General features: G+C 61.7%; 16 protein-coding genes and 1 pseudogene. 11 read left to right on the top strand and 6 right to left on the bottom strand.

The features are described from left to right. Positions 1-5: 5 nt before the first annotated feature. Positions 6-1,826, bottom strand: a complete 1,821-nt coding sequence (locus tag FJ548_RS07140) for an extracellular solute-binding protein (RefSeq protein WP_140607080.1) — start codon at positions 1,824-1,826, stop codon at positions 6-8. A gap of 233 nt (positions 1,827-2,059) precedes the next feature. Here FJ548_RS07140 and FJ548_RS07145 point away from each other — a divergent pair, with 233 nt between their 5' ends. Beyond that, on the top strand, positions 2,060-2,689 hold the full coding sequence (locus FJ548_RS07145) for an invasion associated locus B family protein (RefSeq protein WP_140606916.1): 630 nt from the start codon (positions 2,060-2,062) through the stop codon (positions 2,687-2,689). An 87-nt stretch (positions 2,690-2,776) separates the two neighbouring features. On the opposite strand, the gene hspQ is transcribed toward FJ548_RS07145, so the two are convergent. Next, positions 2,777-3,100: a heat shock protein HspQ gene (gene hspQ / locus FJ548_RS07150; RefSeq protein WP_140607079.1), complete on the bottom strand. Its 324-nt coding sequence runs from the start codon at positions 3,098-3,100 to the stop codon at positions 2,777-2,779. A gap of 172 nt (positions 3,101-3,272) precedes the next feature. Beyond that, a complete protein-coding gene (locus FJ548_RS07155; RefSeq protein WP_140607078.1) occupies positions 3,273-4,484 on the bottom strand; it encodes a UbiH/UbiF family hydroxylase in 1,212 nt (403 codons plus the stop codon). A gap of 72 nt (positions 4,485-4,556) precedes the next feature. Between FJ548_RS07155 and FJ548_RS07160 the strand changes: the two genes are divergently transcribed. The 8 genes from FJ548_RS07160 (at position 4,557) to FJ548_RS07195 (ending at position 12,897) form a co-directional block, all read left to right on the top strand. Beyond that, entirely contained in the window at positions 4,557-5,486 is a 930-nt protein-coding gene (locus tag FJ548_RS07160; protein ID WP_140606915.1) for a DUF2182 domain-containing protein, read from the top strand. 14 nt (positions 5,487-5,500) lie between these two features. Beyond that, positions 5,501-6,115, top strand: coding sequence for a DUF1326 domain-containing protein (locus FJ548_RS07165; RefSeq protein WP_140606914.1), 615 nt, complete (start codon positions 5,501-5,503; stop codon positions 6,113-6,115). Continuing rightward, entirely contained in the window at positions 6,112-6,930 is an 819-nt protein-coding gene (gene pcsA / locus FJ548_RS07170; RefSeq protein WP_140606913.1) for a phosphatidylcholine synthase, read from the top strand. Before FJ548_RS07165 ends, pcsA begins: the two co-directional genes overlap by 4 nt. Before the next feature lie 28 nt (positions 6,931-6,958). Continuing rightward, positions 6,959-7,936 (top strand): quinone oxidoreductase, encoded by a 978-nt coding sequence (locus FJ548_RS07175; protein WP_140606912.1) that lies wholly within the window; start codon positions 6,959-6,961, stop codon positions 7,934-7,936. A 228-nt stretch (positions 7,937-8,164) separates the two neighbouring features. After that, the gene (locus FJ548_RS07180; RefSeq protein WP_140606911.1) at positions 8,165-9,730 is read left to right on the top strand and encodes an ABC transporter ATP-binding protein; all 1,566 of its coding nucleotides are present in this window, start codon (positions 8,165-8,167) and stop codon (positions 9,728-9,730) included. Then, positions 9,727-10,857 (top strand): ABC transporter permease, encoded by a 1,131-nt coding sequence (locus FJ548_RS07185; protein ID WP_140606910.1) that lies wholly within the window; start codon positions 9,727-9,729, stop codon positions 10,855-10,857. The genes FJ548_RS07180 and FJ548_RS07185 overlap by 4 nt, the downstream gene beginning before the upstream one ends. Beyond that, positions 10,857-11,777, top strand: coding sequence for an ABC transporter permease (locus FJ548_RS07190; protein ID WP_140606909.1), 921 nt, complete (start codon positions 10,857-10,859; stop codon positions 11,775-11,777). The genes FJ548_RS07185 and FJ548_RS07190 overlap by 1 nt, the downstream gene beginning before the upstream one ends. Positions 11,778-11,829: 52 nt before the next feature. Beyond that, positions 11,830-12,897: a BMP family ABC transporter substrate-binding protein gene (locus tag FJ548_RS07195; protein WP_140606908.1), complete on the top strand. Its 1,068-nt coding sequence runs from the start codon at positions 11,830-11,832 to the stop codon at positions 12,895-12,897. 530 nt (positions 12,898-13,427) lie between these two features. On the opposite strand, the gene FJ548_RS07205 is transcribed toward FJ548_RS07195, so the two are convergent. Next, on the bottom strand, positions 13,428-14,381 hold the full coding sequence (locus tag FJ548_RS07205; RefSeq protein WP_140760280.1) for a LysR family transcriptional regulator: 954 nt from the start codon (positions 14,379-14,381) through the stop codon (positions 13,428-13,430). A gap of 218 nt (positions 14,382-14,599) precedes the next feature. Between FJ548_RS07205 and FJ548_RS07210 the strand changes: the two genes are divergently transcribed. Both FJ548_RS07210 and FJ548_RS07215 read left to right on the top strand, forming a co-directional pair. Continuing rightward, positions 14,600-14,920: a YdhR family protein gene (locus FJ548_RS07210; RefSeq protein WP_246678576.1), complete on the top strand. Its 321-nt coding sequence runs from the start codon at positions 14,600-14,602 to the stop codon at positions 14,918-14,920. Positions 14,921-15,049: 129 nt separating this feature from the next. Further along, positions 15,050-15,169 (top strand): annotated as a pseudogene (locus FJ548_RS07215) (IS5/IS1182 family transposase); the annotation flags it as partial. Here FJ548_RS07215 and rimO read toward each other — a convergent pair. Together rimO and FJ548_RS07225 are read right to left on the bottom strand one after the other, a co-directional pair. Beyond that, a complete protein-coding gene (gene rimO / locus FJ548_RS07220) occupies positions 15,166-16,479 on the bottom strand; it encodes a 30S ribosomal protein S12 methylthiotransferase RimO (RefSeq protein WP_140760282.1) in 1,314 nt (437 codons plus the stop codon). The pseudogene FJ548_RS07215 and the gene rimO overlap by 4 nt on opposite strands. A gap of 157 nt (positions 16,480-16,636) precedes the next feature. Continuing rightward, positions 16,637-17,317: a TerC family protein gene (locus FJ548_RS07225; RefSeq protein ID WP_140777511.1), complete on the bottom strand. Its 681-nt coding sequence runs from the start codon at positions 17,315-17,317 to the stop codon at positions 16,637-16,639. Positions 17,318-17,487: the final 170 nt, after the last annotated feature.

Below are 17,487 nucleotides of genomic sequence, written 5' to 3' on the forward strand. Positions count from 1 at the left end.
GATTTTCAGTTCGGCTTGCGCCACCAGCTTGGCAGCTGATAACCGAATATGGGCGTCTTCCGCGGATGTTCCAGATAATTCCAGTAAGCAAGCCACTGCTGTGTGTTGTACTGCATTGGCACGATGTAGTTGCCGGAGATCAGCAGCCGGTCGAGAACCCGGACGGCCGCGACATAATCCTCCTTCGAGCGGGCGCGCAGCATGGCGTCGATCGCCATATCGACGGCAGGATCAGCAACACCGGCGAGATTGAAGGAGCCCTCACGTTTAGCCTCCGTAGATGCCCAGCGTCCGATTTGCTCGCTACCGGGCGAGAGCGAGTTGGACGAACCACTTGCCCCCACCAGCACCTCGAAATCGAAACGTTGCTTGCGCGATTGGATCTGATCGCCATCGAGGCTGCGAATGCTGACGTTGATGCCGATCTTCTCCAGCGTGCGCTGATAGATGGCGGCAAGGCGCTCGTCGTCTTGTGAGGCGGTCAGGATTTCGAAACCGAAGGGTTTTCCCTCTGGATCGAGCATCACTCCGTCCTGCACTTTGTAGCCGGCATCTTTCAACATTTCGAAGGCGACTTTCAGCACCTTGCGATCATTGCCCGTACCGTCGGTAACCGGGGGCCGCCAGGTACCGTCCATCACATCGGCCGGCACACGGCCGGGGTAGGGTGCCAGCAGTGCTTTCTCCCGATCGTCAGCCGGATGGCCAAGTGCGGAAAGTTCGGAGTTCTGCCAAAAACTCATGGTGCGGCTATACCTGCCTCCATAAAGGTTCTTGTTGGCCCATTCGAAATCGTAAAGCATCCCAAGCGCGCGCCGCACCACGGGGTTCGAGAATTTCTGCAACCGCGTGTTGAACAGGAAACCTGTCACGACAGGCGGAATTCCGATGTCGAAGGTTTCGGCGATCACCTCGCCCTTATGGAATGCCGGAAAATCGATGTCGCGCTCGCGTTTGACCGGATCACCTTCGTCATCGATGGCGCACAGGCCCTTTTTGAAAGCTTCAATTTTGGCATTGGCGTTGAGAAAATATTCGATGGTGATCTGATCGTAATTGTCGAAGCCGCGCTTGGATGGAAGGTCCTTGCCCCAATAGTCCGGGTTGCGCTTGAAGACGATGCGCTGGCCGGGCTGTACCTTGTCGACCGTGTAGGGTCCGCTGCCGATCAACGGCTTTAGCGTCGTCTTGTCGAAAGTCTCCTTGTCGAAGGCATGTTTCGGGATGATCGGCGTCAGCGCGATGATTAGCGGAAATTCCCGGTTAGCCTTGTCGTTGAAGGTGAAGCGCACACTGTGGTCGCCAGTCTTCTCGAGCCTAGCGATCATGCTCATGCGATCACTATAGGGTGGACGCCCCTTCTCGGCGAAGACATCGTAAGTGAACAACACATCCTCCGGCGTCACCGGCTCGCCGTCCGACCACTTGGCTTTCGGATTTAGATGGAATTCGATGCTCTTGCGCTCGGGGTCTATGTCCGCGCTGTCGGCAAGCAGGCCATAAAGGCTGAACGCCTCATCGTAATTGCGCTGCATCAATGGCTCGAAGACGAGGTTGCCGTAGTCCTGGTCAATCATGCCCCGGGCAGTTGTGCGCAGGCTCTTGAGGATAAAAGGATTGAGGTTGTCGAAGCTTCCGACCCTGCAATAGGTGATGCTGCCGCCCTTTGGCGCGTCCGGATTGACGTAGCTAAAATGCGTGTAGTCCGGCGGCAGAGCCGGCTCCCCCTGCATCGCAATAGCGTATTTCGGCTCCGACTGCGCCGGCACCAGTAATAGGGCGAGAAATGATGTCGCGGTGATCAGCCAAACGAGAACGCGGCTCATGACCGTCTCCTTAACAGATCGGCTCGATGATTCGGTGCGCACCCTAGCATGGGGCAACTGTGTGCCGGCCAATGGTGTCATCAAGAATTACAAGTGGGCGGGCTGGATTCAGCACCGCTTGCAGTGTAACACGCCGTCCGAAGTCATTCTGTTGCCTCATTTCGGCAACAGGTAGCTGGACCACACGGCACGAAGAAGCCGGTCCCAGGATCATTTGAGAGGAAGTGCACGACATGACGAGCCTGAACAGCAATGCGTACCGCCTTTCGGTCATGGCCGCAGGCGTGGCCGGCTTTCTGGGCGCAGGACTTCCCTCTGCTTCCGCACAGCAGCAGCCGCAAATCCCGCAGGGCTGGTTCAAGGCCTGCACCAAGCAGGAGGACGTCGACATCTGCAACGTCCAGAACATCGTCACCGCCGGCAATGGCCAGCTCGTCACTGGTGTGAGCTTGATCGAGCTGAAGGGAAAAGTGAACCGTAAGGTGTTTCAGGTGACGGTCCCGACCGGCCGTCTGGTGCCTCCCGGCATCGGCCTGCAGATCGACACCGGCAAGGCGCAGAAGCTCGACTATGTCATCTGCTTCCCGGATCGTTGCGTTGCGGAAGTACCGCTGACCGACCAGCTCGTCGGAGCCTTCAAGAAGGGCCAGGCGATTACGCTGACCTCCGTCAATTTCCAGAACCAGCCGAACCCGATCAAGATCGCGCTGCAGGGTTTCAGCGGCGCTTATGACGGCCCGCCGCTGCAGCAGTCTGATATCGAAGACCGGCAGAAGAAACTTCAGGACTTCGTGGCCAAGAACAACCAGGACTTCGCCAAGAAGCTCAAGGACGAGCAGGACAAGGCGAAGACCGCCAACTGATCACCGGCATCGGGTCATTCCCGGGTCAAAAAGCGGGGTCATGCCCCGCTTTTTTCGTTCCCGGCCTTCCCTGGATTTGCCGGCGGATCAGTGCCGCGACTGGCGTTTCGGCTCGTATCGCCCGTCGGGCTTCTTGTCGAACATCTCCTTGATCTGCGGGTGGCGGACCGGCTCCCCGGACTGATCCTCGAGCAGGTTCTGCTCGGATACATAGGCGACATATTCGGTTTCCGAATTCTCGGCGAGCAGATGATAGAATGGCTGGTCCTTGCGCGGCCGCACATCGGCGGGGATCGCCTCGTACCATTCCTCGGTGTTGGCGAATTGCGGGTCGACGTCGAAAATGATGCCTCGAAACGGAAACAGGCGGTGGCGAACCACCTGTCCGATTGCGAATTTGGCCGTTTTCATCGTACTCACCGCTGAATTCCTTGACTTTATTTGGCGTAGACTCCGACTCAATTCAATCCCGGAGCGTTTGAGCGTCCTCAATCTACGCGGATCGCGGCGCAAAGGTTTTGATCGACGTGATCAATCTCGACGCGCTCCGGCGTCGTGGGTCGCAGGGATGTCCGCAAAATTGCTACCGGCGCATTGGCTTTCGCAGGCCGCCCGCAAGCGCCGCGAAGCCGCTGCCGGGACGAAGCCCTTCGCGCATGAAAAACGCGCGGAGCGGCGCAAACCCGCCAAGCACGCCGAGACCGGCGCCACGTGCCATCTGCGCGGGCAGCATGTCGGAAAGCAGCGACATGTTGAGCAGATTGACGGCGCTGCTGCGTGCCAGAATATCGGGGCGGCGTTTGAAATCGTAGGCGGCAAGGGCCCGGGCCGCACCTGGATCTCGGCGATTTTCGTTCGCAATTCCAACCAGATCGTCGATATCCCTGATGCCAAGGTTGAGACCTTGCGCACCGATCGGCGGGAATACGTGGGCGGCCTCGCCGACAAGCGCCACACGCTGTCGCGCGAAGCGCAGAGGGGTCACGGTTGAAAGCGGATAAATCTGCCGGCCCGGCTCCACCGTCACCCGACCCAGCATCGACTGCATCCGCTGCTCGACCCGCAAGGAGAGCGCTGCATCATCCAATGCGGCAAGGTCCTTGGCGGTCTCGGGCTTCACCACCCAGACGAGGCTTGAGCGGTTGCCGGGCAACGGAACCTGCGTGAACGGACCGGTCTCGGTATGGAACTCCGTCGAAGCGAAGGCATGGTCGCGGCTGTGGCCGAAATTGAGCACCAGCGCTGCTTGCGGGTAGGAGCGCGCGGCGGTCGAAATGCCTGCCGCTTCGCGAGCCGGCGACTGGCGTCCATCGGCCGCGACTGCCAGCGATGCGTCAACCTCGCTGCCATCCGCCAGTTCGGCATGGGCCTTGCCGGTACCAAGATGCCAGGTCTTGACCATGGACCTCAGCCATTCGATCCCGGAATGATTGGCCACCTTGCTAGCAAGCGCCGGAGCAAAGACGCTGTTGGGCAGGTTCAGGCCGAACTGCTCCTCGTTGATCTCGCTGGCGCGGAAGGTGACGACGGGGCTGCGGATCAGCCGGCTGGTCGCATCGACGATGCGCATCACTTTCAAGGGTGCGGCTTTGGACTTGATCGCTTCGAGGACATCAAGTCGCTCCAGTACCTTCAGGGCAGGGCTCATCAGCGCCGTGGTGCGGCCATCGGGGGCTGAAGCCTCTGGCCCGACAAGCGTCACCGGGAAGCCGGCACCGGCGAAAGCGAGCGCCGCGATCAGCCCCGCCGGCCCGGTGCCGGCAATCAGTATGCGCGCTGTTTCCTGATGCTCCAAGATCGGCTTTCCGGCTTGCTGTGCGAGGCGGCCCAACCAGACCTGCCAGTGGAGGAGCATATAGGTCAGATCATGCGGCTTGATCAACGCGGCGATTCGGCCCATTCGGTTGTCATGACCGGCCACCAGCACGATTTCAGCCATCTCGACCGCGCCGGCCGCGCCATGGCGAATGTCGCGCGCAAGCCGCGCCTGACGGTCAACATCGTTGTCGGTGCCAGCATTCTGCTCGCTTGGCTGTCGCTGGCCGCGATGGCGATCCGCGGCGCCGAGGCTCGGGGCGGCGCGCCGGGCGATGCTCTCCTGCGTGGCCTGCCGCAACTGCCGCTGCCCGATTTTCTGGAACGGTTCTTCGCGCTCTGCCTTTCTCCGGCGCCGCTGAATGGAAGCGTCGGCCTGAGTGCCATGGCACTCATCCTCATGTGGTTCCTGATGGCGATCGCCGCGATGCTGCCGTCCGCTGCGCCGATGGTCCGCACCTATTGCGAGATCGCCGATACAGCCCGGATCAAGGGCGAGCCGGTCGTTCATCCGCTGGTGCTGGTCGCCGGTTATCTTGGCGTCTGGTTCGCCGCCTCGATGCTGTTCGCGGCACTCACGCTCGCGGTGCATACATTCGCCGCATCCGACGAACTGTTCGAGCCGCTGCTTGGCGTTGCCGGCGCAATCGCATTGCTGATTGCCGGTCTTTACCAGTTCAGCGGCCTCAAGGAGGCCTGTCTGAAGAAGTGCCGCAATCCGTTCTCGATCCTGTTTTCGAACTGGAGTGCCAAAGCGGGCCGCGTCTTCAGGCTGGGTATCGCCCAAGGCTTCTGGTGCCTCGGCTGCTGCTGGGCGCTGATGCTGGTGATGTTCGCCGTGGGCGTGATGAACGTCTTCTGGATGGCGCTAATCGGCCTGTTCACCCTGATTGAAAAACAAACGACGGGCAGTCTTCCAACCCGGCTGGGCGGTGCGATACTGCTTGTCTGGGCAGCCGCGCTGCTAGTAATCTCGCTGTGACTGGGGGAAATTCGATGACAGATCAGGGCTGGGCGATGAAAGGAGAGCTCGTACTCTCCTGCAATTGCACGGTTTTCTGCCCTTGCGTGCTGTCGCTTGGGAGTCACCCTCCGACCGAGGGCTATTGCCAGACCTGGGCTGGTTTCCGTATCGATTCCGGACATTTCGGCGAGGTCGATCTTTCCGGCCTCAACCTTGGACTGATCATGGAAATCCCCGGTTACATGAGCCGCGGCAACTGGACCGCGGGCCTGTTCATCGACAAACGCGCCTCGATCTATGCGGTCAAGGCATTGACGAAGATCTTCACCGGCGCGGCGGGCGGGACCACATCGCTGCTGTCGATCCTCGTCGGAAAATTCCTGGGTGTCGAACAGGTGCCGATCACCTATGAGACGCGGGACAAGACGCGTATCTTCCAGATACCGAAGATCATAGACGGGGCGGTCACGCCAATTCCGGGCAAGGATCGCGAGAAGGATACGGTGATCAGCAATTCGGAATACTGGATCGCGCCGGAGATCATCGTGGCCAGGTCCGACAAGAGCAAGATGCGGGCCTTCGGCCGCAACTGGAATTTTGCAGGCCGCTCGGCCGAAATCTGCAAGCTGGATTGGCGGGGCCCGTGAGCAAGAACACAACGGCCAGGAAAGCCGCTAAGAAGATCGCCGACCGGATTCCGCGACCCAAAAAGAAAGTCACCTGGCCGCAGGCGAGGGCGTTCTCCGTCCATCTGCTCACGGCATCAGGCTCGTTCCTTGCGTTCCTGTCGCTGGTGGCGGCGAGCGAGGAGCGCTGGACGGCAATGTTCTGGTGGCTTGGTCTGGCGCTGTTCGTCGACGGTATCGACGGGCCGATCGCCCGAAGACTCGAGGTCAAGGAAATCCTGCCGACATGGTCGGGCGAACTCCTCGACAACATCATCGACTACGTGACCTACGTGCTGATCCCGGCCTTCGCGCTCTACCAGCGCGGCTTCATGGGCGAGGGCCTGTCGTTTCTGTCGGCGGCGATCATCGTCGTCTCCAGCGCGATCTACTATGCCGACACCGGCATGAAGACGAAGGAGAATTTCTTCAAGGGATTCCCCGTCGTCTGGAACATGGTGGTGTTCACGCTGTTCGTCATCGAGCCGGGACAATGGGTTTCGTTCGCCGTGGTGGTGGTGGCCGGCATCCTGACGTTCATCCCGATCAACTTCATTCATCCGGTGCGGGTGGTGCGGCTGCGCCGCATCAATCTCACGATCACCCTTTTGTGGTGCGCCTTCGGCGCGCTTGCCCTTGCACAGGCGGCTCTCGCAGCCTTCTACGACCAGATCGGCGTGCTCGGCGAACAGGTCAGCACTTTCACCAAGATCGGCATCACCGTTACCGGGCTTTATCTGGCCTGCATCGGTGGCATCATGCAGTTCTTTCCAAATCTCGGTGCCAAGAAGACCTGATCGGCAGCTCCCAGAGGAAGCTCAATCCATGTCCAAAGCAATCCGCATCCACGCCCATGGCGGCCCGGAGGTTCTGACCTATGAGGACGCCGATCCCGGCCGGCCGGGAGCGGGGCAGATCCTGGTCAGGCATACGGCAATCGGCCTTAACTTCATCGATGTCTATCATCGCTCGGGCCTTTACCCGCCGCCCGGCGGGTTCCCGCTCATTCCGGGCAGCGAGGCCGCCGGCCTGGTGCTGGAGGTCGGGCAGGACGTCGACTGGCTGAAGCCGGGGGACCGGATCGCCTATGCCGTAACAACGGGCGCCTACGCGCAAGAACGCGTCATCGACGCCAGCCGGGTCGTCAAGGTTCCGGACGGCATCAGCGACGAGCAGGCCGCCGCCATGATGCTGAAAGGCATGACCGCCGAGTATTTGCTGCGCCGGACCTTCAAGGTCAAGACGGGCGACACGATCCTGTTTCATGCCGCCGCTGGCGGCGTCGGGTTGATTCTCGGCCAATGGGCGAAACATCTGGGCGCGACCGTCATCGGCACGGCAAGCTCGAGCGACAAGATCGAACTCGCCAAGGCGCACGGCTTCGACCATGTCATCAACTACAAGGAGCAGGATTTCGTTGCCGGCGTCGCCGCCATCACCGACGGCAGGAAATGCGACGTCGTCTACGATTCTGTCGGCAACGATACTTTTCCGGCCTCGCTCGACTGCCTGAAGCCGCTCGGCATGTTCGTCAGCTTCGGCCAGTCCTCGGGGCCGATCCCGCCGTTCTCCATGTCCCTGCTGGCCCAGAAAGGTTCGTTGTTCGCGACCAGGCCAACGCTCTTCGTCTACAACGCAAGACGCGAGGACCTCGACGCCTCGGCGGCCGCGCTGTTCGAGGTGGTGCTCAGCGGCGCCGTCGAGATCAAGATCAACCAGCGCTATGCACTGAAAGACGCCGGCAAGGCACATCAGGATCTTGAAGGCCGACGGACGACGGGGACGACCATCCTGGTTCCCTGAGGGGGGCTGCCTTGGTTTTCACCGTATTGCCGCGGTCGCGGGCACCGTTTGCACGAAAAGCCGGCCTGCTGCATGTTGAGGCAAGGAAGGCTGATCTTTACCCTTGAGTTTCCGCTGAAATTCTTGAAGCTCTTTCAAGTCGGGTGCTGCTTTCGCACAAGAGCTGGCCACGCATACGATGCTTGCGGGAACACAGAACATATCCGGCAATCCGGATGGGAGGCACTTGTGAGTGCAAATCATGATGGGGCGAACCTGCTTGAGGTTCGTGGCCTGACCAAGATATTCGGCACGCTGACCGCGTGCGATCATGTCGACCTCAACATTGCCAAAGGTGAGATCCACGCGCTGCTCGGTGAGAACGGCGCCGGCAAATCGACGCTGGTCAAGATGCTGTTCGGCTCGCTGGAGCCGAATTCCGGCGAGATTTTCTGGAACGGCCAGGCGGTGCGGATCACCAGCCCCGGCGCCGCGAAAAAACTCGGCATCGGTATGGTGTTCCAGCATTTTTCGTTGTTCGAGGCGCTGACCGCGGCCGAGAACATCGCGCTGTCGCTGGATGACGGCTCGCCGATCAGCAGCATCGCGGCGAAGGCAAGGGCGCTTTCCTACAGCTATGGCCTGCCGCTCGATCCGGAATCGCTGGTCGGCGACCTGTCGGTCGGCGAGCGCCAGCGCATCGAGATCATTCGCTGCCTGCTGCAGACGCCTCAGCTCATCATCCTCGACGAGCCGACCTCGGTGCTGACGCCGCAGGAAGCGGACAAGCTGTTCGAGACGCTGGAGCGGCTGCGCGCGGAAGGCAAATCGATCCTCTACATTTCGCACCGGCTGGAGGAGGTCAAACGCATCTGCGACCGCGCCACCGTCTTGCGGCATGGCAAGGTGGTCGGTCACTGCAACCCGCGCCAAGAGACTGCCGCTTCGCTCGCCCGCATGATGGTCGGCAACGAGGTGCAGGCCGTGGTGAGGGCGCCGGTAGAGGGGATCGAAACCGCGCAGCCACTGCTCGAAATCCGCAGCCTCAGCCGCAAGCCCGCGACGCCGTTCTCCATTCCGCTCAAGACCATCAGCCTCAACGTCCGTGCCGGCGAGGTGATCGGTATCGCCGGTGTCGCCGGCAATGGCCAGGGCGAATTCTTCGAATCCGTCTCCGGCGAAGTCTTGCAGCAGGATGCCGCCTCGGTGCGCATCCGCGGCAAGGATGCCGGTGGCCTCACCATCACCGGACGGCGTCTGCTAGGGGCAGCCTTCGTGCCTGAGGAGCGTCTCGGTCATGGCGCGGCACCACGCATGAAGCTCTCCGAAAACCTGCTGCTGTCGCGCCATGCCACCGACGGCAAGGCCTTTGTCGGCACTGGCGGGATGGTCAAGAGCGGGGCCGTCTACGCCGCCTCCCAACGCATCATCGAGGCAATGGATGTGCGCAAGAGCGCGCCGGATCCCGAAGCTGCAGCGCTTTCGGGCGGCAATCTGCAGAAATTCATCGTCGGCCGCGAACTCGATCGCCGGCCAAGCGTGATGGTGGTGAACCAGCCGACTTGGGGCGTCGACGCCGGTGCCGCCGCCCATATCCGGCAGGCGCTGATCGAGCTTTCGCGCGGCGGATCGGCGGTGCTGGTTATCAGCCAGGATCTCGACGAACTGTTCGAAATATCCGACGCGATCGCGGTCATGCACAATGGCGAGCTTTCCAAGCCGATGCCGATCGCCGAAGCAACCTTTGAGAAGGTCGGTCTGCTGATGGGTGGCGCCGAGCCCGGCCACGCCGAACACACGCTGGAGACGGCATGATGCGCCTCGAACTCGTCAAACGCCCGCAGCGCTCCGCGCTGTTTTCGATGCTGTCACCATTCATCGCCTTCGCGCTGACGATCATCGCCGGCGCCATTATGTTCGCGCTGCTCGGGGTCAATCCGCTGACGGCGTTCCGGATCTACTTCATCGAGCCGATCAGCCAAGTCTGGCAACTGCACGAACTGGCGATCAAGGCGGCGCCACTGATCCTGATCGCGGTCGGCCTGTCTGTCTGCTACAAGGCCAACATCTGGAATATCGGCGCCGAAGGCCAGTTCATTTTCGGCGCTATCTTCGGCTCCATCATTCCGGTGCTGTTTCCACAATTCGAAGGCCCGCTGGTGCTGCCGCTGATGCTTCTGCTCGGCATGGTCGGTGGCGCGGCCTATGCGGCGATCCCGGCCTTGCTGAAGACCCGGTTCAATACCAACGAGATCCTGACCAGCCTGATGCTGGTCTACGTCGCCCAGCTCTTCCTCGACTGGCTGGTGCGCGGTCCATGGCGCGATCCGCAAGGCCACGGCTTCCCGCAGACAATCCAATTCGGCGATGCGGCTACCTTGCCGCAGCTGATGCCGGATGCCGGGCGCGCCAATTGGGGCTTCGTCTTCGCACTCGTTGCCGCGGTGCTGATCTGGATCCTGATGGGCCGCATGCTCAAGGGCTTCGAGGTCCGCGTGCTGGGTTCCAGCCCAAGGGCAGGGCGCTTCGCCGGTTTCGGCCTCAACCGCATGGTGTTCTTCGCCTTCCTGCTGTCTGGCGCGCTGGCCGGTCTTGCCGGCATCTCGGAAGTCTCCGGCGCTATCGGGCAATTACAGCCGGTGATCTCGCCCGGCTATGGCTTCACGGCCATCATCGTGGCATTCCTCGGCCGCCTCAATCCGCTCGGCATCATCGCAGCCGGCCTGGTGCTCGCGCTAACCTATCTCGGCGGCGAGGCGGTGCAAAGCGCGCTTGGCATTTCCGACAAGGTGGCGAGAGTGTTCCAGGGCATGCTTTTGTTCTTCGTGCTCGGCTGCGACACGCTCATTCACTACCGCATCCGGCTGATCGGCCTGGCGCTGACGAAACCGGATGGCGCGGCGAAGCTGGAAGCCGCGCCGAAGCTGAAGGAAGCCCGCTGATGGACATCACCGTCAACATCCTCCTGACCATCGCCACGGCGGCGACGCCGCTTCTCATCGCGGCGATCGGCGAACTGGTGGTCGAACGCTCCGGCGTGCTCAATCTCGGCGTCGAAGGCATGATGATCATGGGCGCGGTCGCCGGCTTCGGGGCCGGTTATCTGACCGGCTCGCCCTGGATCGGCCTTCTGGCGGCCATCGCCATGGGAGCTCTGTTCTCGCTGCTGTTTGCGGTCATGACGCTGTCGCTCGCCACCAATCAGGTTGCCACCGGCCTGTCGCTGACCCTGCTCGGCCTCGGCCTCTCCGGCATGATAGGAACGAGCTTCGTCGGCCAGCCGGGTGTCAGGCTGCCCAATCTCGACATTCCCGGGCTGAGCTCGGTCCCGGTCGTCGGCAAGCTGCTGTTCGGCCAGGATCCGGTGTTCTACATTTCAATCGCGCTGACGGCGGCGGTGATGTGGTTTCTGTTCAAGACGCGCACCGGGCTCACGCTGCGCTCGATCGGCGACAGTCATGCCTCGGCGCATGCGCTCGGCATCAAGGTCATCCGCTACCGTTATCTCTCGGTCATCTTTGGCGGCGCCTGCGCCGGCCTTGCCGGCGGCCATCTGTCACTGGTCTATACGCCGCAGTGGGTCGAGAACATGTCCGCGGGCCGTGGCTGGATCGCGCTGGCGCTGGTGGTGTTCGCGTCATGGCGGCCATGGCGGGTGCTGGCCGGCGCCTACATCTTCGGCGCGGTGTGGATCGGCCAGCTTCATGCACAGGCTTTTGGCATTCCTGTGCCCTCGCAGATGCTTTCTTCTCTGCCCTATCTGGCAACCGTCGTGGTTCTCGTTCTAATCTCGCGCAACAAGCGTCTGACGATGATGAACACGCCGGCATCCCTGGGGCAGCCATTCGTTCCGGATCGTTGACAACAATAAAAAGACGGGAAGCTCCAAGGCTTAAACTCAGAGAGGTAACACGATGAAAAAACTGCTTATTGCCCTGATGACCACGACAGCGGCACTTTCGCTGGCTGCGTCCGCAGAGGCTGCCGACAAGTTCAAGGCCTGCTGGGTCTACACGGGCCCGATCGGTGATTTCGGCTATTCCTACCAGCACGACCAGGGCCGGCTCGAGGTCGAGAAGGCGCTCGGCGACAAGGTCGAAACCGCCTATCTGGAGAACGTCTCCGAAGGCCCCGATGCCGACCGTGCTTTCGAGCGCCTGGCGCGCGAAGGCTGCAAGATCATCTTCGGCACGTCGTTCGGCTTCATGGACGCCGAAGTGAAGGTCGCCAAGAAGTTTCCGAAGGTGATGTTCGAGCACGCCACCGGTTACAAGACCGGTGACAATCTCGGCATCTACAATGCGCGTTTCTATGAAGGCCGCTACGTGCTCGGCCAGATCGCGGCCAAGGAATCGAAGTCCGGCGTGGCCGGCTACATCGTGTCCTTCCCGATCCCGGAAGTGGTCATGGGCATCAACTCCTTCATGCTCGGTGCGCAGTCGATCAACCCGAATTTCAAGGCCAAGATCGTCTGGGTCAATTCGTGGTTCGATCCCGGCAAGGAAGCCGACGCGGCCAAGGCGTTGTTCGACCAGGGCGCCGATATCATCGTCCAGCACACCGATTCGACCGCGGCGCTGCAGGTGGCCGAGGAGCGCAAGCTGCACGGCTTCGGACAATCTTCCGACATGATCAAGTTCGCGCCGCACGCGCAGCTGACCTCGCTGACCGACGAATGGGGTCCGTACTACATCAGCCGGGTGAAGGCGGCCATGGACGGCACCTGGAAGCCCGACAATGTCTGGCTCGGCATCAAGGACGGCGCTGTCAAGCTCGCGCCCTACACCAACATGCCCGACGACGTGAAGGCGATGGCCGAGGCGACCGAGAAGAAGATTGCCGGCGGCTGGAACCCCTTTACCGGGCCGATTGCCAAGCAGGACGGCTCGCCATGGCTGAAGGACGGCGAGGTTGCCGACGACGGCACGCTGCTCGGCATGAACTTCTATGTGAAGGGCGTCGACGACAAGCTGCCGCAGTAAGCGACGGCGACCTCAAATTGGGGAAGGGCGCCGCAGGGCGCCCTTTTTATTCGGCGGGATGCGTTGCGGCGGGGCCCCGGCCGCTGGGCCACGAAAGCAGTAGTGATACAGCACGACGGCGACTGCAGCAGCCAACCTCAGCAGGTCCAGCGTTGCAAAGTAGTTCTGCCTGGCAGGTCTGGCGTCCATGCCAAGCCTCTGCGTTTACGATCCGCAAACCATAAAGCAGGTGGCAGCCAAACAGGGTAAATGGCCGCAACTATCGCCAAATGGGATAAATCCAGCAATTCCAGGAAAAGTGCGTAGCGGTTTTCCGTCCGGAATTGCGCAAAAACGACGACCTGGAGCGGCTCAACGAACCGCTCTGGGTCATGTACTCATAACGGGGCGTTCGGAACGATCACGCTTCGATATCCGCTTGTACACCGGAAGCAGCGTGAACGCGGACATGGTGACTGCGGCGCCCTTGGAGGCCCGAGAAGGGGCCAGAAGGCGACATGTTGCGCCACAACGGCAACGGAGGCCAAACTCTATTTCACGCTGGGTGCAGCCTGTCGTTCGTGGCGTTTCGGTTGCGGCGACGGCATGGTGTCGAAATTGTTCCGATCGTCACGTCGCGGCTTCGAACCGTCGAACAGCTCCCGCTGGCCCACGATTTCCGCCAGCATGTGTTCGCGAAACAGCCGCACACGCTTGGTGCGTCGGAGATTGGGATGGTAGAGCAGCCAGAGGCCGACATCATGATGCGGCTCCGGGGCGAGATAACGGAGCAGTCGGGCGTCATTGTCGCCCATGAAGCACGGCAGATAGGCGAGGCCCATTCCCTCGCGCAACGCCGCGAGGGTCAACAAAGTATCGTCGACAAAAAAGCTGTGGTCGCGGTTGGGGCACGCGGCATTTGTCCACGACTGGTGGGAGGCGCAGCATTCCACGCCCAGCCATTTCGGCGTCGCACCGGAGCGCAATGAGGCCACATAGTTGCGCTCGCCATAGACGGCAGAGGCGACCTTGCTGAGCAACGTGCCGACCAGTGTCTCGTGCGGCGTGTTGGTCTGGCGGATCGCAACATCGGCCTGGCGCTTGGCCAGGCTGACATACTTGTTCGAGACCTGTATGTGCAGCTCGATCTCTGGATATTTTGCGCTGAAGCGCGCGAATATCGGCATCAGCACCGACGAGGCCATGTTGTTGATCGCAGCGACGCGCAGTACGCCGGTTGGACGATCTTCTTCGCCGCCGAGCGCGCCTTCGATCTCCAGCACCTCGACTTCCATCTTGCTGGCAGCGAGCTTGAGTTCCTCGCCGGCGCTGGTGAGTTCGTAGCCCGACGCCTTGCGCTCGATCAGGCGCGTGCCGAGCTTTTGTTCCAGCACCTTGATACGGCGCGAGACCGTCGAATGCTGCACGTTGATCCGTTTTGCCGCGCCGCTGATCGATCCATCACGCGCGACAGCAAGGAATATCCTCAAATCATCCCACTGCATGGCGAGCCCCTGTCCTGTGCAAATTTGCACAAGGCGCGTCGAGATTTCGCGAATTCAGCCCAGGCTTTGCTGCCGCTAACGTAACGTTCCTCCGGGAGGCGATGATGGGACAAAAATAGGCAGATGCCAAGTCTCTCACGCTGGCTATGCCGTGTCCGGGCGCCTTACGGTCAAGATGAATGCCGGGTCGCATGACCCGATCAGAGAGGAGAAACGTCGTGCGCAATACAATCACCACAGTGGTGCAATTCCGGCTGCCACAGCCGATCAGCCTCGATGAGGCGACGCGTCATTTCGAGTCGAGCGCCCCGAAGTACCGCAGTTTGCCGGGATTGATCCGGAAATATTACCTGCGGGCGGAGGATGGGCGCACGGCCGGTGGCGTCTATCTCTGGGAATCGCGTGCCGCGGCCGAGGCCGCCTACAGCACAGAGTGGCGCGAGCACGTTACGAAGGTCTTTGGCGGCGCGCCTGAGATCACCTGGTTCGACACGCCGGTGATCGTCGACAACGCGGCGCCGGCCAGCAAAGCGGCGTAGCCGGCGAAAGAAGTCGTCAGGATTGGCGCGGGCCGTGCCGTACTGGCGGCCCACCGCCCTGCTGCGGTTACAGCGCGGCAGGGCGTCTGCGGTTTCGAACCAGGCAAGCCGCTCGGCCACGTGCACGTGATCAGACACCGTCGGCGTGTAGCGGCCCGCTACGACCAGCTCGCGCCCAATTACCTCGCATTCGTCCAACTCGCGTCAATACGGCTGTGGCTGCGCGTTAATGATGAGTCCACGGCCTAGACTGCTGAGCCGTAGAGATCGTAAGCGTCGGCGCGATCGATCTTGACGGTGACGATGTCGCCGGCGCGCAGCGGGCGGCGCGACTGGATATGGACCGAGCCGTCGATCTCGGGCGCGTCGTATTTGGTGCGGCCCTTGGCCGAGGTGCCGTGCGCCTCGTCGATCAACACCGGCAGGCGCTTGCCGACCTTCTTGGCGAGTTGCGTCGCCGAAATCTTCTGCTGGCGCTGCATGAAGCGGTGCCAGCGCGCTTCCTTGATCTCCTGCGGCACCTGTTCGAGGCCGAGATCGTTGGAGCGGGCGCCGCGCACCGGCTCGTATTTGAAGCAGCCGGCGCGATCGATCCTGGCTTCGTCCAGCCAATCGAGCAGCATCTCGAAATCATCGTCCGTCTCGCCGGGGAATCCGACGATGAAGGTCGAGCGGATGGCGAGATCCGGGCACACGTCGCGCCAGCCGCGAATACGCTCGAGCGTCTTTTCGCCATGTGCAGGCCGGCGCATGTTCTTCAGCACCCGCGGCGAGGCGTGCTGGAACGGAATGTCCAGATAGGGAAGGATTTTTCCTTCAGCCATCAGCGGGATGACATCGGCGACGTGCGGATACGGGTAGACATAGTGCATGCGCACCCAGATGCCGAGCTTGCCCAATTCCTGCGATAGATCGAGGAATTTCGCCCGCACCTCGCGGTCGCCGAACATGGACGTCTGGTACTTGATGTCGATGCCGTAGGCGCTGGTGTCCTGCGAGATGACGAGGAGTTCCTTGACGCCGGCCTTGGCCAGTTTCTCGGCTTCGCGCAGAACGTCGGCGGCCGGCCGCGAGACGAGATCGCCGCGCAGCGCCGGGATGATGCAGAAGGTGCAGCGGTTGTTGCAGCCTTCCGAGATCTTGAGATAGGCATAGTGGCGCGGCGTCAGCTTGACGCCCTGCGGCGGCAGCAGGTCGATATAGGGATCATGCGAAGGAGGGGCCGCCTCATGCACGGCGGCCATCACACTTTCATAGGCCTGCGGCCCGGTGATCGCCAGCACGTTGGGGTGCTTTTCGCGGATCACGTCGGGCTCGGCGCCAAGGCAGCCGGTGACGATGACCCGGCCATTCTCCGACAGGGCGGAGCCGATGGCATTGAGCGATTCATCGCGGGCGGAATCGAGGAAGCCGCAGGTGTTGACGACAACGAGATCGGCGCCGTCATGCTTGCGCGCGATCTCATAGCCCTCGGCGCGCAGGCGCGTGATGATGCGCTCGGAATCCACAAGGGCTTTGGGACATCCAAGACTGACGAAGCTGACGCGCGGGGCGGACATGGGCAAGGTTCCAATGGATGCGGACCGGAAACGCTGATCCGGCCCGACATCTCGACATATGACGGTTTGCATGGCTCCGGCAGGAGCTCAATTTGGGCGGCGCAATAGCACGGGTTCGGCGATCAGGCAAACCGCCGGCCGGCGCGGTGCTTGCCGCTCAGTGTCCGCCCGACCCGAACCAAGGCTCCAGGAAGGCAAAATGCTCGGGGAATTGCTGCACCGCGCCGTCCAGCAGCATCTTGACTGCGACGTAGAGAATGATCGCCAGACCGATATAGGCAATCCAGCGGTATTTGTGCAGCAGGCGCGCGACGAAGGATGCGGCAAAGCCCATCAAGGCGATCGACAGAGCCAGTCCGACAATCAGCACCGTCGGATGGTTCATTGCCGCTCCCGCGACGGCCAGGACGTTGTCGAGCGACATCGAAACGTCGGCGATCACGATCTGCCAGGCGGCCTGCGAGAAGGTCTTGCTCGGTCCCTTGCCGGCCCCATCCCTGTCGAAGCCGCCATTGGACAGCGATTCGGCAGCGTCACGCTCCTGCTCGTGGCTGACACGCAATTCGCGCCACATCTTCCAGCAGACCCACAGTAGCAACAGGCCGCCTCCGATCAGCAGCATGGGGCCAATGGTAAGCAGCCATTGCGTGATCAGAGCGAAGAAAATGCGAAGAATGGTGGCGGCCACAATGCCGACGAGGATCGCCCGCTTGCGCTGGCTGGCCGGCAAGCCGGCCGCGGCGAGGCCGATGACAATGGCGTTATCGCCCGCGAGCGCAAGGTCGATGGCGATGACCTGAAGAAGAGCCGACAGGCCCGCGGCGGTAAATATTTCCATCGACCTGGAAGCCCTTCGCCGAGTGTTCGTCGTCGATTGTCAAAACGGGCCTAAAGGGATGGTCCGCTGGCGTCAAGACACAGCACTGGACAACACTGGAAAACCAATTCGTGGCCGTGGCATTACAGGGAATGTTCAGCAACCGCCGGCTCGCGAGCCAACGCGGACCC

It is taken from the genome of Mesorhizobium sp. B2-4-17 (assembly GCF_006441275.1).
GTDB lineage: Bacteria > Pseudomonadota > Alphaproteobacteria > Rhizobiales > Rhizobiaceae > Mesorhizobium.

Coding starts and splice junctions, on each gene's coding strand:
- FJ548_RS07165 (WP_140606914.1), top strand. CDS start 5,501: ATGACAGATCAGGGCTGGGCGATGAAAGGAGAGCTCGTACTCTCCTGC.
- FJ548_RS07185 (WP_140606910.1), top strand. CDS start 9,727: ATGATGCGCCTCGAACTCGTCAAACGCCCGCAGCGCTCCGCGCTGTTT.
- FJ548_RS07175 (WP_140606912.1), top strand. CDS start 6,959: ATGTCCAAAGCAATCCGCATCCACGCCCATGGCGGCCCGGAGGTTCTG.
- FJ548_RS07145 (WP_140606916.1), top strand. CDS start 2,060: ATGACGAGCCTGAACAGCAATGCGTACCGCCTTTCGGTCATGGCCGCA.
- FJ548_RS07140 (WP_140607080.1), bottom strand. CDS start 1,826: ATGAGCCGCGTTCTCGTTTGGCTGATCACCGCGACATCATTTCTCGCC.
- FJ548_RS07190 (WP_140606909.1), top strand. CDS start 10,857: ATGGACATCACCGTCAACATCCTCCTGACCATCGCCACGGCGGCGACG.
- FJ548_RS07160 (WP_140606915.1), top strand. CDS start 4,557: ATGCGGCTTGATCAACGCGGCGATTCGGCCCATTCGGTTGTCATGACC.
- hspQ (WP_140607079.1), bottom strand. CDS start 3,100: ATGAAAACGGCCAAATTCGCAATCGGACAGGTGGTTCGCCACCGCCTG.
- FJ548_RS07195 (WP_140606908.1), top strand. CDS start 11,830: ATGAAAAAACTGCTTATTGCCCTGATGACCACGACAGCGGCACTTTCG.
- FJ548_RS07225 (WP_140777511.1), bottom strand. CDS start 17,317: ATGGAAATATTTACCGCCGCGGGCCTGTCGGCTCTTCTTCAGGTCATC.
- rimO (WP_140760282.1), bottom strand. CDS start 16,479: ATGTCCGCCCCGCGCGTCAGCTTCGTCAGTCTTGGATGTCCCAAAGCC.
- FJ548_RS07205 (WP_140760280.1), bottom strand. CDS start 14,381: ATGCAGTGGGATGATTTGAGGATATTCCTTGCTGTCGCGCGTGATGGA.